This is a genomic window from Halorubrum sp. Ea8 (assembly GCF_002252925.1).
GTDB lineage: Archaea > Halobacteriota > Halobacteria > Halobacteriales > Haloferacaceae > Halorubrum.
On sequence record NZ_NHPF01000097.1, the window covers coordinates 40885 to 55886 of the forward strand.

Below are 15002 nucleotides of genomic sequence, written 5' to 3' on the forward strand. Positions count from 1 at the left end.
GAGATCGAAACCAGAAGGTTTCAAATCGATCTTATATTCCTCCTGCTTATTATTCGCCAACTATATCGATAGAACACCTGCTCCGATCGAGATGAGCCAATGGTTCGTGATTAACCGTATGTACTGAATCGTGGTCTCTTGTTGGAGTTCGACAGTTGACGGTAACACCGCTGCGTTCGTCGACTTCATGTAAAAATTCATCGATTACACGTACTACGGTAGATTCAAAATCGCCTTCATCAATTGCTTGAATTTCTTGCTAGTTCCATGTTACAATCACTCTAATCATAATAAACGATTTGTTGCCCCGTATTAATGAAGTTGACCCACAGAAATATTATTAGTGAGCTTCTGTACGAATATTAATAGATAAGGGACCTGTATCTTGTACCATGCCCGGAACATCATTTATAACGGGTAGGGTATATTACGATCAGTTCGCACGTTCAACGAGCGGGTGATTCATGTGATTTGGCGCGAAATAAGAGAAGCCGTCTTGTTGAGTTCAATTACTACATTTTGCACGCTGCTTCTGACCGCTCTCTGGGATATTAACCCAGTACGTGTTGCATACAACGCGCGTATCTTGCACATGGGGTTCGGAGAAGTTGACTGTGTGAATCGGTCAATACAAGTAGCGAACCGACAGACACCCGGGACAAATACACTGCAACTCGTCCCGATCTAGCCGTGTAATTTACCGAGTGAGTTATTATGTCATTTTCAACTTATCGAATTGGATATGCCTGTGAGGATTTACAACGACAGGCATTATGCGGTATAATGAAAATCATATATTCGGTTGAAAATGAGATGACAACAAAACGAATAGGAATCATAGTGATCTCTACGTAGTGGCTCAAGCAATTTTTGCGTACTGGCAGTCATTGTAATACATAGTTTTAGATGGCAATGGCTATAGAGAATCGCGGTGAAGCGGCGGGGTAATTCGGCAAATAAAACTGAAGCAGAGAATCAACAGGCGATGTTAGCTTAACAAAAGGCGGTCGGTGTTTCGAATGGTCTATGTCCGAATCCAACCGCCTCAGCTGCTCTACTGATTGAATCGACTTGGAGTTTGTGGAGCGTGAGCGGACACCCCACGAGACTATTGAAACCGGCATTCAAATTTATTTTGCTGAACTATCACTTTCGAATACCAAACAGTATCTTGAAAAGTTGGGTGTCGAGCGGAGTCGAACCCAATTCACAATTGGATTCAAAAGGCCGAACTACAGCCAGTTGACGGTATGAACCCGAATCGCGTTGCTGTCGATAAGAGTGCGATTCAGATCGGCTCAGACCGATTCTGGCTGTATGCCGTCGTAGATCTTTGTACAAACGAATTCCGTCATGTTGACATATTTTCTGTCCAGGACCAGCAATTCACGCTGATGATTCTCCGATCTTAATGAGTAACACCACGCTGAGGATGCGCTATTTCTCGTTAATCCTGGCGGACATCTCACAGCTGCACCCTCACGAACTTCGCTCCGACTTTAAATCACTCGCCACGGACATCGAAATACCGTCGAACGTGTCCTTCGAGAAGTGAGACGACGAATCTCTTCGCGGAATCTTAATTAGTCCTACGTATTCGGATAAAATCGCAATCTCGGATTATGGATCACACTCGGATCGCCTGACTGAGCGGTCGGTCCCTCAGGGACAAACCGAAGGCGTCGAGCGGGTGAAAGCGCTGACTCTCATAGGTTTCTCACGCCGAGGTATTAATTAGGATTCACATATTGAATATCGGCCAGAGTTCAGCAGTTCATATATATTGAGAAGCCGTTGATACACTCAATAAAACAGAAAGGATGCATGAGGTGTCCAGAAAAAACATAAATTTTACATATAAACCATGTCATCGGTGAGTTCAACTCATCTTTCAGGAACAAATCTCAACGATAAATTACCATGGATTTGAAAATAAAATCTTTTCTTGAAATATGGTGTAAATCAGGGATGAAATCAGCTATTCGAGCTCTGTTGGTTTACTTCAATCTTTTAAATGTTGTCAGATTCAGAGAACCTAGATTACGGCTTGCCTGTGATATTTGGCATCCTCAGTTACCAATTTCGACACACATTCCTCATCCCGTAGGTATTATAATTCCAAAACGTGCAGAGATAGGGCACAATGTAAGTATATATCAAAACGTGACAATAGGAGTGAAAGATGGTGATGCCCCAACGATATGCGACGGTGCTGAAATATACTCTGGAGCAGTGGTACTTGGCGATGTTAGAATCGGAGAGGATGCAGTAGTAGGGGCAAATGCAGTGGTCTTGAATGATGTGCCTGATGGGAGCACTGTAGGTGGAGTGCCCGCAAGAAAAATTTAAAAGTCATTATGAACTGTAGAAAATCTGATAAAACGCTCAACTTTGCGCGTTGAACTAAGAGTGTGATATAGGGGATGGTGGATTGGGTGATGCCGAACACGGACTTCTTCGACCAACGTGCAAAGCTGAGTTGGCCGGTAAAATTCGCTCGGAAAGAGTTGTCGGATTAGTCGTCGTCCTCTTGGGGTATTGAAAATGTCAGTTCTTTCGTTCATATCCTTTATAAGTCCCGCGGATGGCCTCATACAGTTCTTGTTCGTCGATTTCATCTGTGTCGAACGGATAGCGTTTAGATAAGCTGATTCCATGCGAATGCGAGCGCTTGAAGCCAATTTTTAGCAGTACTCGGTTCGACATGGATAAACGTATTTTGAGAATTGGTTTGTTCGCCGTTTTATCCCATGAGGGACACGTTCGACAGCGTTCCGATTCCCATTTGTGACGTGTTGGAATCGGAGCCCGCGACGATGACAGGCCGCCTGTAACTATGGCGCACCATCGATGAAAAAGGTCGTGTTGTCAACCTGATGTTTCTCACGCAGTTCAGCGAGAAATATCGAGTCGGTGATATTATTCTCGGTCGGCGCCGCGAGGTACGGCTCGATCGCGTCGTAGCTGCTCCACCGCCGAGTGCCATTACGATCCGCGGGAAGACGTGTTCCTCGACGAGGAGGTGGTTTGCTCTGTAGCGGGGAAATCGTGCGTGCTCACGCGTTCGTAGTCGGAGCCCCCGCTCTCCGGGTGCGCCGGCGGTGGCCTTTCCGACCCAGTTCTGGACGGTGCGCTTCGTCACGTCGACAGGGGCTCATCGCGCGCGATCTCCTCGGTCTAGACGTGGCGGTTGATCGTCGTCTCGACATCGACGGGGAGCCACGTCTCGCGCTGCTTCCCGTCGACGTACTCGCCGGTGGTGTCTTTCCCGCTGACGACCTCAAGCTTGTAGAGCCGACCGCCGGTCATCCGAGAGATGTGTCGAGGTTTGACGTCGGCGTGACCTTACGACATAGTGGGTTGGAACCTCACCGTGGCACTCAAACCGACTCGCATCACGGTCAGTTTATTAGCCTCAGGGAGATAGTTCGGATGTGGTGGCCATGACGATCCGTTACCCCCTCTCAGCCCCTTGTGATGAAAAACTTTCACCGAGCCACCACTTCGACACGCCGAGCCGCGGCTCTCGCCCGCGGGCGATCACCGTTCCGCCGGGAGCGCGGTGAAAGTGGTCGCGAGCGCCGTCGACGGCTCGCAGTCCTTCGGTCTCGACGCGAAAAGGGCGGGTTAGAATCGGCGACGCCCCGCGGGACCGAGTCGTCGGGACGCGTTGGCGTCAGTACGAAGCGGCGCGCTTGTCGAGGCCGGCCGCCTCGATGTCCTCGCCGTCGACGGAGGTGCGGAGGACGTCCATCCCGTCGTCGCGGTCGACGTCGAAGTTGCGGGCGTACAGCTCGTCCAACCGGTCGTACTCCGCGTCGGAGATCGGCGGCACGTCGGCGGCGGCGCTCCACTCGGCGATGTCGTCGCCGTCGCGGAACGTTGGCGTGACGGACGCGACCTCGTCGTGGGCGAGCAGCCAGCGGATCGCGGCCTGCGCCATCGTGCGGGTCCCCTCGACGCCGTCCGGGTCCTCGAGGAAGCGGATCGCCTCGACCTTCTCCCAGCCGGTCTCGTACCACTCCTTCGGGCGGTGCGAGCGGTGGTCGCCGTCTTCGAGGACGGTGTCGGGCGTCACCTGCTCGTTGAGCAGGCCGGAGGAGTGCGGGACGCGGGCGATCACGGAGGTGTCCGAGCCCGTCTCGCGGATGGTATCGACGAAGTGGCGCCCGGGCTCCTGCTCGAAGAGGTTGAACACGGTCTGGACCGCGTCGAACTCCTCGTACTCGACGGCGGCGTCGCCCTCGGCGAGCCAGCCGATCGAGGGGCCGAGCGCCCAGCCGAGCGCGCGGACGCGCCCCTCGGCCTTCCACTCGCGGAGGAGGTCGCGCACCTCTGGGGTCACCTCGTCGACGTTGGCGTTGTGAAGCTGGAGCACGTCGACGTAGTCGGTGTCGAGTCGGTCCAACGAGGCCTCGAACGCCTCGGTGAGGTACTCCTCGTTCAGCTCCTTCGGGAGCTCGCCGTGGCCGGCCTGCGGGTTGTCGTAGAAGTCGTAGCCGATCTTCGTCGACAGCGTCACCTCGTCGCGGCGGCCGTCGATCGCTTTCCCGATGATCGCCTCGCTGTCGCCGTGGCCGTACACGTCGCCGGTGTCGACGTAGGTGACGCCCGCGTCGAGGGCCTCCTCGACCATCTCGACCGCCTGTTCGTCCGAGCGGTCGCCCCACCAGTCGGTGCCGACGACCCACGCGCCGAAGCCGATCTCCGAGACCTCGACGCCCGAGTTCCCGAGTTCGCGCTGTTGCATACCCCGATTTGGGGATCGGGACACTTAGCGGGTGCGGTCTCCCCCACGCCGCGGGACTGCGGCGCCGATTCATAAGCGACCGCCGGAGGCGGACGGCCCGATCAGTGGCTCAGCGCCCACGGGTAGCCGCCGGCGTGACCGTCGCTTTCACCTTCGCCGTCGCTCCCGTGGCCGTGACGGTCGTCCCCGGGATGACCGCGTCCGTCGCCGTCGTCCCCGTGCCCCTCGATCGCCTCCCCGTCCAGCGTCTCGTCGACGCGCAGCACGAGCCCCGCGGTCCGGACCGCGGTCTCGAGGCAGCGCGCGGGGACCGCGACCGGCTCGACCGCGCCCGCGTCGAACATGTCGCGGACCGCGCCGGAGCGGGCGACGCCGGCGGCCGTCTCCCCGTCGCGGTGACGGTTGCGGAGCGCGACCAATGCGTCGATCGGGTCCGTGCCCGCGTTCCTCGCGAGCGTTCGCGGGATCACGGTCACCGCGTCCGCGAACGCCTCCACCGCGAGCGCCGACCGATCGTCGACGCCCGACGCGCGGTCGGCCACGGCGCGGGAGACGGCCATCATGGCTGCGCCGCCGCCCGGAACCGCGCCGCCGCCGCGAGCGGCGTGACGCGCGACCGCGAGGCAGTCCTCGACGATCCGCTTCGTCTCCTCGGCGACGTGCGGCGTCCCGCCGCGTAGGAGGAGCGACTCGTGCGACTCGCCCGGGAGGCCCGAGAGCTCGATCACGGCGCCGCCGCCGACCGACCGACAGCGGACCGAACCGACCGCCCCGAGCGCGTCCCGGTCGAGGTCCGCGACCGCGGTCACTGCGGTCGCGTTCGCGGCGCGAGCGATCGCGTCGAACTCGTCCCGTCTGGTGCGCTCGACGGGGAGCACGCCGGCGCGCGCGAGTTCGGTCTTCGCCCCGTGGTCGATCGACTTCTGACACACGAGCACGTCGACATCGCGGTCCGTGACCGACCGAACCAGCCCGCTTCTGCTCGCCCGTTCGTGCTCCCTGACGGCCGCGAGGTCGTCGGGGCTCTCAACGGTCACCCGTCCCGACGCCTCGGCGGCGGGAACGGCCACCTCGCCGTCGATGAGCGCGATCGTCGGGTCCGCGAGCGCTCGGCGGCCGCCGCCCCCGGACTCGCCGACCGTCGTCGACGAGCCGTCGACATCGACGAGGATCCCGTTCACCCGCTTCGAGTCGGCCAGTTCGCCGCCGGGATACGCGTGGACCGTGAGCCGGGCGGGGTCGCAGTCGACCGCGCGCAGCGCGTCCACCGTGATGTCGGCGAACCGCCGGGCAGACGCCGCGTCCCAGCGGCCCGTGACCGCCGTCGACGCGACCTCTCGGAGCCGCTCGTCGCCCGGCTCGACCGGCACGCTGAGCTCGCGGAGCGCGTCGCGGGCGTGCGAGGCCGCGCCGGCGTAGCCGTCCACGATCGAGGTCGGGTGGAGGCCCTGATCGGCGAGTCCGTCGGCCGCGCCGAGGAGCGCGCCGACGAGCAGGGCCGTCGTAGTGGTCCCGTCGCCGACGTGCCGCGCGTGCGCCTGAACCGCGTCCCGTATCACGCGGCCGATCGGGGCGTCGATCTCCAGCCCGTCGAGGACGGTCGCGCCGGTGTTCGTCACGACGACGCTTCCGCTCCGGTCGATCACCATCTTGTCCAGCCCGTTCGGGCCGAGCGTGCTCCGGAGCGTCGCCGCGATCGCCTTCCCGGGCCCGAGCGGATCGTCGGGTCCCCTTTCGGTGCTCGCTCCCGCCGTCGCTTCGGTCGTGAACGTCATCTCGTATCGTCTCGCTCACTCGAGCGGGTCGTCGGTGACGAGGAGGTCGCCGCGGTCCGCCCGATTGTCGAGGTTACCGGGGGAGACGTCGAACTCGAAGACGCCCTTCGGGACCGCCAGCGTCGAGCACGCGTTCGGAACGTCGACGACGCCGCTCTGGCGCCCCTCGGCGGGGACCGTCCCGAGGATATGGAGCGCCTGCTGACCCGTGTAGCCGAACTTCTTGAGGTAGTCGATGGCTTGCAGACACGCCCGGCGGTAGGCGGTGTGCGAGTCGATGTAGCGCTGCTCGCCGTCCTCGGTCACGGAGTAGCCGCAGAACGTGACGTAGTCCTCGAAGTTGGGGCCGCGGTGGCCGGGTTCGAAGATCGGGTGGTCGACGCCGTGTTTCTCCATCCCGTCTTTGATCAGGTCGAACTCCACGTCCGCGTACGCCGCCATCTCGATCGCGCCGCAGAACGTGATCTCCCCGTCGCCCTGCGAGGCGTGGAAGTCTCCCAGCGCGAAGTTCGCCCCCTCGACGTAGACGGGGAAGTACACCGTCGAGCCGATGGAGAGGTCCTTGATGTCGTGGTTCCCGCCGTGTTCGCGCGGCGGTACGGTCCTCGCGGCCTCCTCGGCCGCCGCCTCCGCCTCCTCCGGGTCCATCTCGCCCATCTGTGCGCCCTCCGTGGTCGGCGGGTTCGCGACGCCCGGCTCCGCCTCTCCGGTCGGGTGATTCGGGATCGAGCTCGGGTCCGCCTCGTGTTTGTCGATCAGCTCCTGCTCCCGTTCGTTCCACTCCTCGAGGAGCTCTTGGCTCGGCGCACAGCCCGCGAGCCCCGGATGGATCTTCCCCTCGTAGCGGACGTCGGGGACGTGCCGCGAGGAGACGGTGTACCCGTTGATCTCCCAGATCGACTTCGCGGCGTCCGGGAAGTGGTCGGTGAGGAAGCCGCCCCCGTTCTGCTGGGAGAAGGTCCCGGTGAAGCCGAACTCGGAGCGGTCGTTCAGCGGTCCCATGTCGTGGAACTCGACTTTCAACAGGTCGCCGGGCTCAGCCCCCTCGACGCGGACCGGGCCGGCGAGGTAATGCACCTGCGTCAGGTCCACGTCCCTGACCTCGTTCGGGTCGTCGTTGTCCGATATCTGTCCGCCCGTCCAGTCCAGCGCTTCGAGCCGAATCGTCTCCCCCGGCTCCGCCTCCACGACGGCCGGGATGTCGGGGTGCCATCGGTTGAACGGCTTGGCCGTCGGCTGCTCGTCCGGCGGGCTGTCGACGTCGACCTCGAATTTTACTTCTGGCATGTGGTACCGCGTATCAGTACAGCGAACCGTCTCAAAAGTGTTGTTGAATCAATAATTATGTTGAAAATACATGATCTCGGACGGCTCTTCGCCGCCGATACGTCGCCTCTCGCGAGTTCCGGTCCCGAGAATCGCCCTGTTGCTCACGATCGCCGGCGCGCGGGCGCCACGACCGTCGGTCGCTGAAGCGCGCCCGCCGCACAACCGAATCCCTTTGAAGCACGGCGACGAAGGTGGCCCGATGACAAAGCGACACGTGTCCCTCCCCGACGGCGCAGAGGCCGGGGTCCGAGGGTTAATCGACGAGGTGGACGAGCGGCTCTCCTCGGACGAGGACACCTGTAACGTCGTTCGCGACGTCCTGATCGACCTCCACGGCGACCGCGAGCGCTGGGAGGCGTGGCAGGACGGGGAGTCGGTGTCGCGGGCCGAGCGCGTCCGCCTGCAGGGGTACGACCCGTGCAACGCGACGCTGGAGTCGGAGTACTACGCCGAGAAGGACGAGGACCGCTTCCAGCGCTCGAAGCACCTCCAGTGGCTCTGGCGCCAGTTCGACGCGACGCCGATGGCGGACAACGTCGAGTTCGCGCTCCGGTTCCGCCAGATGCTCGGAAACCACCTGTTCGCCGAGTGCGGGGACGACTGCCGCTTTTTCAAGGGGATCTCCGTCACGTACGGCCACAACATCGAGGTCGGCGACAACGTCGTGATCCACGACGACGTGCACCTCGACGACCGGGGGAAGCTGACGATCGGCGACCGCGCGTCGGTCTCCGACGGCGTCCACCTCTACAGCCACGACCACGACCTCGTCGATCAGACCGAGGTCCGCAACTTCCACACGATCGTCGAGGAGGACGCCCGCGTCACCTACGACGCGATGGTGCGCGCCGGTTGTCGGATCGGCGAGAACAGCGTCGTCGGCGCGCGCTCGGTCGTGCAGGGCGACGTCCCGGCCCACCACGTCGTCGTCGGCTCGCCCGCCCGCAGCGTCCGCGTGAAACCGGGCTGGGAGGAGGCCGCCGCCGACCTGGAGGACGGACGGCTCCCCGACAACCAGGACGAGCGCGAGATCGAGTACGACCTCCCCGACGACCTCGACCAGTTCGACGAGTTCCAGCGGGACCTGCGGCCGCCGAAGTAGGACCGACTACCGGTGCGTCGCGGTTCGACCGCTCCGGTCGATCAATCGTAAATAACTGATCGACGCCCGCTGTGGAGCGCCTCCAACGCCCCGGCCGCTCGGATATACCCCGTTGCTGCCGGAGAGATAGCGAACACCTCCAAAGCCCCGCCCAACACAACAACCGCACCTCACGCCTCCCCAGCCTCGCGGCTCCCTTCGGTCGCCGCGTCCCTCGCGCGGTGCTGTTCGCGGCCGCCGCGGGCGGCCGCGCACAGGCACGCGCCGCCGCGCCGTGCGATTGAGCCGTGCGATTGAGTTATCAATAGCCGTCGAGCGGGTAGCGGTCGGTCACACGGTGTCGGCGTGGTATGTCATCGCTCGCCAGTACCGTTATTTGACAGCAGCGCGTATATCCGAGTGGTGTTGCACACATGACAGGACAACGGATTCTGATGATCGTCGGCGACTTCGGAGAGGACTACGAGATCATGGTCCCGTTCCAGGCGCTGCAGGCGGTGGGCCACGAAGTCCACGCCGTCTGCCCGGAGAAGGAGGGCGGAGACAGCGTCAAGACCGCGATCCACGACTTCCGCGGCGATCAGACGTACCTGGAGACCCGGGGGCACGACTTCGAACTCACTCACGGGTTCGACGACGTCGACCCGACCGACTACGACGCGCTGGTCGTCCCCGGCGGGCGCGCGCCCGAGTACCTGCGCGGCTACGACGAGGTGCTCGACGCGGTGCGCCACTTCTTCGAGGCCGACAAGCCCGTCGCGTCGATCTGCCACGGCCCGCAGATCCTCGCGGCCGCGGGCGTGCTCGACGGCTACGAGATCACCGCCTACCCCGCGGTCAGGCCCGAGGTCGAGGCCGCCGGCTGCTCGTGGGTCGACGGCGTGACGACGGACGGGAACCTCGTCACCGGGCAGGCGTGGCCCGACCACCCGGAGTGGATCGCGGGGTTCCTCGACCTGCTCGGCACCGAGATCGACCACGACGCGCCCGCCGCCGCGGCGGAGTGACCCGTCCGGACTCCCCTTTTTAATGCGCGACCCACGCGCCGTCGCCGTCAACGTCGCCGCCAACACGAACCAGCCCGGTTTCCGCGGGCCCGTCTACCCGGACGGGTCGTTCGCGTACGTGCCGATCCCCGAGTCGGCGGCGACGCTCCCGCGCGAGCGATTCCCGGTCGACGAGCCGCTTCCGACGTACGCCGACCTCGACCTCCCCTTCGCGGTGCCCTCCGACTTGCACGCGACGCCGGTCCACTTGGATCCGGAACTCCCCGGCGTCCACGGCCGCGACCGCGCGACGTACGGCGACCCCCACGGCGTGAAGGCCGGCCGGATCGCCGGCCTCGCCCCGGGCGACTGGCTGCTGTTCTACGCGACGCTGTCGCTTCGGCCGCACGGCTGGCCGGGGCCGGGCGGGGCGTCGGCCGACGCGGCGGTCGACGGCGACCCCGCGCCCGACGCCGACCTCGCCCCCGACTGGGGCGCGTACCTGTTCGCCGGTATCCGCGTCGAGCGGGTGCTCGCGGTCGGTGACGGCGACCGCTCCGAGACGGGGGGCGGGACCGGCGACGCCGCGGTCGACCGCGAGTCGGCGGCCGCGCTCGCGCCGACCAACGCCCACCTGAAGCGCGACCCGTTCGACGCGCGGGTCGTCGTCGCCGGCGACCCGGCGGCGTCGGGCCGCTTCGAGCGCGTCGTCCCCCTGAGCGACCCCGAGGCGGGCGCGGACGCGAACCGCCTCGTCACGGCGCTGTCCAGCGACTCGGGGAAGGGGCCGTGGTGGCGACGGCCGATGGCGTTCGACGCCGACGCGACGGCGACGCTGCTGGAGCGGATAGAGCGGGCCTGAGGCGCAGACATCCCGACGGCGACGGAGAAACGAACAAGTATTGTTGCTATCTCGGATGCGAACCGTTCGCTCACTCGGCCGAAAACGCCCGTGAGACGGCGTTTTGAGCCGATCGACGATCCCGTTTCCGCCGAACCGCCGACCGAACCCGTTCGGCCGCCGCAACATTTGCGCGAAGCCGGTTGCACCGCTCATCCTTGTCGGTTTCCGGAGCTATACCTTACAATAAAACTAAGAAGCATTCGATGTCAGATCTCAATGTCTCCCACGAATACTTCACGTGGAGACTGGTGCAAGACGTCGCGGAAGAGAACGGGTACTTCGAGGACGAGGGCGTCGACGCCGACCTCTCGTACTTCGCGCCCGGGACGCAGGACTTCGAGGGCGAGAACGCCTTCGACGCCGACTGGTGGGACGACATGGACGAGGACGGCGGCACCCACGGCGTCTGCGAGTGGAACGCGGTCCAAGAGGTCTCCGAGACCGACCGCGACATCGTCGGCTCCTACAGCGAGTGGGACCGCGTCGTGTTCGTTGACGCCGACGACGACGCCGAGACCATCGACGACCTGCGCGGTCGCTCCGTCGGGATCAACAAGTACGCCACCTCTTTCTACTCGATGCGCGAGATGCTGGAGAACGAGGGGTTCGAGGACGACGAGGTAGTCCTCGAACACGTCGGCGAGGCGGAGGAGCGCTTCGACGCGGTGAAAGAGGGCGAGGTCGACTCCATCGCGGTGCTGGAGCCGTTCGTCACGCTCGGCCGCTACGACGAGGAGCTGAAGGAGGTGTTCGACGGCCCGTGCCGCGCCGCCATCACCACGCGCGAGCAGCCCGAGCCGGAGAAGCTGGAGGGGTTCCTCGCGGCGCTGAACCGCGCGGTCGCCGACATCAACGACGACCTCGACGGGTACACCGACCGGTACGTCGGGCTGCTGGAAGACGAGGCGGCCGACAAGGCGGCCTTCGACGACGTGAACTTCGACCGGCTCCGCGAGGAGTTCGAGCTCCGCGAGTTCCTCCCCGTGCGCGCCCCCGACGAGGACCGGATCGGCGCGACCACGGACTGGATGCGCGAGAAGGGGTTCGTCCCCGACGACGCTGACATCGGGACCGCGGAAGAGCTCGATGACGAGGGCGTCATCCCGGACGACGAGGCGGCGTCCGAAGAGGACGAGCCCGAGGCGACGGCGGACTGATCGATGTCCCTCGAGTCCCGCGCGGCGGCGACCGACGACGGCGACGAGGAGTCCGCCGTCCGGCCCGAATCCGCGTCCGCGGTCGGCGCCGACGCCGACGGCCGTCGAACGACCGGCGCGGCGCCGGTCGTCGCCAGCGACCTCACGAAGCGGTACGACGAGACCCTCGTCTTCGACGGGCTCGACCTCGCGGTCGACCCCGGCGAGGTCTGCTGTCTGCTCGGCCCGTCCGGCTGCGGCAAGACGACCCTCCTGCACCTGCTCGCGGGACTCGAAGAGCCGACCGGCGGCCGCGTCGAGATCGACGGCGACCGGGTGACGGGCCCGGACTACCGGTGGGGCGTCGTCTTCCAGGACCCCCTGCTGTACCCGTGGCTCTCGGTGCGAGAGAACGTCGAAGTCGGCCCGAAGCTCCGCGGCGAGGAGCCCGACCCCGACCTGATCGACGAGCTGCTCGACCTCGTCGGGCTCGACGGCGTCGCGGACGCCGACACCGCGGACCTGTCGGGCGGGATGGCGCAGCGCGCGTCGCTCGCGCGGACGCTCGCGAACGAGCCCGAGGTGCTGCTCCTCGACGAGCCGTTCTCTGCGCTCGACCAGCTGACGAAGATGGAGCTGCAGGACGAGCTGTTGCGGATCGTCGACGAGCTCGGCGTCACCGCCGTGTTCGTCACGCACGACATCGACGAGGCGGTGTACCTCGGTGACCGCGTCGCGATAATGGGACCGGTCCCGGCGGGCATCGAACACGTCGAGCGGATCGACAGCGAGACGCGGTCGCGGGACGACGAGGCGTTCCTCGCGGAGCGGGCGGCGACCTTCGAACAGTTGGAGGCGGTTGGACTCGAATGACGCACGATCATCACACGAACCACGACGACGTCGACCCCGATGTCGCCGAGAGCGCGCGCGAGCTCGTCGGCGGCGCCGGCTGGCGGAACCCCTCGGAGACGGCCCGCACGAGCGGGCTCTCCCGACGCGAATTCATGAAGGAGTCCGGGCTGGCGTCGCTCGCGGCGGCCGGCGTCGGCTCGACGGCCGGCTGTCTCGGGGGCGGCGGGGAGGGCGACGGCCCGCCGACCGCGGAGATCGGCTACCTCCCGATCACGGACTCGGCGCCCCTGTTGACGGGATACGCCAACGACCACTTCGCCGACCACGGCGTCGACGCCGCCGAGCCGAAACTGTTCCGCGGCTGGTCCGACCTCGCGGAGGCGTTCCTCTCCGGCGAGGTCAACGTCGCCCACTTTCTGATGCCGATGACGGTGTGGATGCGCTACGGCGACGAGCTGGACGCGAACGTGCAGGTCGTCGCGTGGGACCACACCGACGGCTCCGCGCTGACGGTCCAACAGGAGATCGACGAGTGGGCGGACCTCGGCGGCGGCACCGTCGCCGTCCCGTTCTGGTACTCGATCCACAACGTCATCCTCCAGATGGGGCTCCGCGAGCACGGGCTCACGCCCCGAACGGACTCCTCCGCCGACGAGGTGGCGGACGACGAGGTGAACCTCGTCGTGACGCCGCCGCCGGACATGCCCGCGGCGCTCGAGAACGGCTCCATCGAGGGGTACATCGTCGCCGAGCCGTTCAACGCGATCGGCGAGCTCGACGCCGGCGGGAAGATCCTGCGGTTCACCGGCGACGTCTGGCGCGAGCACGCCTGCTGCGTCGTCGTGATGCGCGAGGAGCTGGTGCAGTCGCGGCCGGAGTGGACGACCGACGTGATGAGCGGGCTCGTCGACGCCCAACAGTACCTCCGAGGGAATCGGTCCGAGGCCGCGCGGCTGCTCTCCTCGGCGGAGAGCGGCCTGCTGCCGCAGGGGCCCGAGCCGATCGACCGCGCGCTCACCCACTACGACGAGCACGAGCCGTACCTCGAATCGGGCGCGATCCGCAACGAGGAGTGGGACATCGACCGGATCGGCTTCTACCCGTACCCGTACCCCTCGTACACGGAGGAGCTGATCCGTCGCATGCGCGAGACCCGCGTGGAGGGCGAGGACGCCTTCCTCGACGAGTTAGAGCCCGCCGAGGTCGCCGACGACCTCGTCGCGTACGACCCCGTTCGCACAGCGTTAGAAGAAGCCGGCGGCCCGCCGGCGTTCGACGTCCCAGAGGAAGATGGCTACGAGAGACAGGAGACGATACGGTTCTGAGCTGCTCGGGGAGCGCGGCCGCCTGCTGCCGGCGGTCGGACTCCTCGGCGGCCTCGCCGTCTGGTGGGCGGTGACGGCGCTCGGGAGCGGCATCATCACGAACTTCGCGCCGGCGGCGACGGTCGCCGTCCTCGCCGAGCTCGTCGTCTCGCCCGAGTTCTACGACCACGTGCTCGTCAGCGTCTACCGGTTCGGGCTCGCGCTCGCGCTCTGCCTGACGGTCGGGCTCCCCGTGGGGATCGTCGTCGGCTACTTCGAGGCGGCCGAGCGGGCGACCACGGTCCTCTTCCAGTTCATGCGGATGATCTCCCCGCTGGCGTGGTTCCCGATCGCCATCATCGTCTTCGGCGTGGGGACCCGGTCCGCGGTGTTCGTGATGTTCATGGCCGGCCTCTGGCCGATCGTGTTGAACACCGCCCACGGGATCGCGACCATCGACGACGACTGGATCACGGTCGGCGAGTCGCTCGGCGGCGACACGCGCGCCCTGCTCCGCCGGGTCGTCGTCCCCGCGGTGATCCCGGACATGCTGACGGGGATCCGCCTCTCGATCGGCATCCTCTGGATCATCCTCGTCCCCGCGGAGATGCTCGGGGTCAACACCGGGCTGGGCTACCTCATCCTCGACGCCCGCGACCGGTTCTCCTACGCGGAGATCCCCGCGATCATGCTGGTGATCGGCTTCATCGGCTTCTGGCTCGACCTGTCGGTCCGCCGGCTCCACGCCCGGTGGAACTGGGGATAAGTCGGCGACCGCCGCCCGACGCCCGCGCGCTCCGCGCCCTCTCGCACGTCGATGTCCGCGTCATCCCGCACGTCGATTTATGTGGCACGCTACCG

13 protein-coding genes and 1 pseudogene are annotated in these 15002 nt (G+C 64.7%); 9 read left to right on the plus strand and 5 right to left on the minus strand.

From position 1 onward, the window contains the following. Nucleotides 1-1411: 1411 nt before the first annotated feature. Both DJ74_RS19200 and DJ74_RS10825 read left to right on the plus strand, forming a co-directional pair. Nucleotides 1412-1555: a hypothetical protein gene (locus tag DJ74_RS19200; protein WP_176451341.1), complete on the plus strand. Its 144-nt coding sequence runs from the start codon at nucleotides 1412-1414 to the stop codon at nucleotides 1553-1555. A gap of 365 nt (nucleotides 1556-1920) precedes the next feature. After that, nucleotides 1921-2349 carry a serine O-acetyltransferase gene (locus tag DJ74_RS10825; RefSeq protein WP_094527248.1) on the plus strand — a complete coding sequence of 143 codons (429 nt, stop codon included), beginning with the start codon at nucleotides 1921-1923 and terminating at the stop codon, nucleotides 2347-2349. 289 nt (nucleotides 2350-2638) lie between these two features. Here DJ74_RS10825 and DJ74_RS19205 read toward each other — a convergent pair. From DJ74_RS19205 to fmdA, 5 genes and pseudogenes are all read right to left on the minus strand, one after another. Beyond that, nucleotides 2639-2912: pseudogene (locus tag DJ74_RS19205) on the minus strand (IS6 family transposase); the annotation flags it as partial. A gap of 265 nt (nucleotides 2913-3177) precedes the next feature. After that, a complete protein-coding gene (locus tag DJ74_RS19660) occupies nucleotides 3178-3309 on the minus strand; it encodes a hypothetical protein (protein ID WP_254922167.1) in 132 nt (43 codons plus the stop codon). Nucleotides 3310-3676: 367 nt separating this feature from the next. Continuing rightward, nucleotides 3677-4750 (minus strand): aldo/keto reductase, encoded by a 1074-nt coding sequence (locus DJ74_RS10835; protein ID WP_094527249.1) that lies wholly within the window; start codon nucleotides 4748-4750, stop codon nucleotides 3677-3679. 101 nt (nucleotides 4751-4851) lie between these two features. Further along, nucleotides 4852-6525 carry a TCP-1/cpn60 chaperonin family protein gene (locus tag DJ74_RS10840; RefSeq protein ID WP_094527250.1) on the minus strand — a complete coding sequence of 558 codons (1674 nt, stop codon included), beginning with the start codon at nucleotides 6523-6525 and terminating at the stop codon, nucleotides 4852-4854. A 15-nt stretch (nucleotides 6526-6540) separates the two neighbouring features. After that, a complete protein-coding gene (gene fmdA / locus DJ74_RS10845) occupies nucleotides 6541-7812 on the minus strand; it encodes a formamidase (protein WP_094525862.1) in 1272 nt (423 codons plus the stop codon). A 241-nt stretch (nucleotides 7813-8053) separates the two neighbouring features. On the opposite strand from fmdA, the gene DJ74_RS10850 reads away from it, so the two are divergent. The 7 genes from DJ74_RS10850 to DJ74_RS10880 all read left to right on the plus strand — a co-directional run bounded on the left by DJ74_RS10850 (nucleotide 8054) and on the right by DJ74_RS10880 (nucleotide 14907). Next, complete coding sequence (locus DJ74_RS10850; RefSeq protein WP_094525861.1) at nucleotides 8054-8956, plus strand: acyltransferase; 903 nt, start codon at nucleotides 8054-8056, stop codon at nucleotides 8954-8956. A gap of 413 nt (nucleotides 8957-9369) precedes the next feature. Next, nucleotides 9370-9963 carry a DJ-1/PfpI family protein gene (locus DJ74_RS10855; protein WP_094527251.1) on the plus strand — a complete coding sequence of 198 codons (594 nt, stop codon included), beginning with the start codon at nucleotides 9370-9372 and terminating at the stop codon, nucleotides 9961-9963. Nucleotides 9964-9985: 22 nt separating this feature from the next. Continuing rightward, nucleotides 9986-10804, plus strand: a complete 819-nt coding sequence (locus DJ74_RS10860; protein WP_094527252.1) for a hypothetical protein — start codon at nucleotides 9986-9988, stop codon at nucleotides 10802-10804. A 245-nt stretch (nucleotides 10805-11049) separates the two neighbouring features. Beyond that, nucleotides 11050-12003, plus strand: coding sequence for an ABC transporter substrate-binding protein (locus tag DJ74_RS10865; protein ID WP_094525858.1), 954 nt, complete (start codon nucleotides 11050-11052; stop codon nucleotides 12001-12003). 3 nt (nucleotides 12004-12006) lie between these two features. Continuing rightward, on the plus strand, nucleotides 12007-12855 hold the full coding sequence (locus DJ74_RS10870) for an ABC transporter ATP-binding protein (protein WP_094525857.1): 849 nt from the start codon (nucleotides 12007-12009) through the stop codon (nucleotides 12853-12855). Next, the gene (locus DJ74_RS10875) at nucleotides 12852-14162 is read left to right on the plus strand and encodes an ABC transporter substrate-binding protein (RefSeq protein WP_094527253.1); all 1311 of its coding nucleotides are present in this window, start codon (nucleotides 12852-12854) and stop codon (nucleotides 14160-14162) included. Before DJ74_RS10870 ends, DJ74_RS10875 begins: the two co-directional genes overlap by 4 nt. Further along, nucleotides 14128-14907 (plus strand): ABC transporter permease, encoded by a 780-nt coding sequence (locus DJ74_RS10880; protein WP_094527254.1) that lies wholly within the window; start codon nucleotides 14128-14130, stop codon nucleotides 14905-14907. Before DJ74_RS10875 ends, DJ74_RS10880 begins: the two co-directional genes overlap by 35 nt. Nucleotides 14908-15002: the final 95 nt, after the last annotated feature.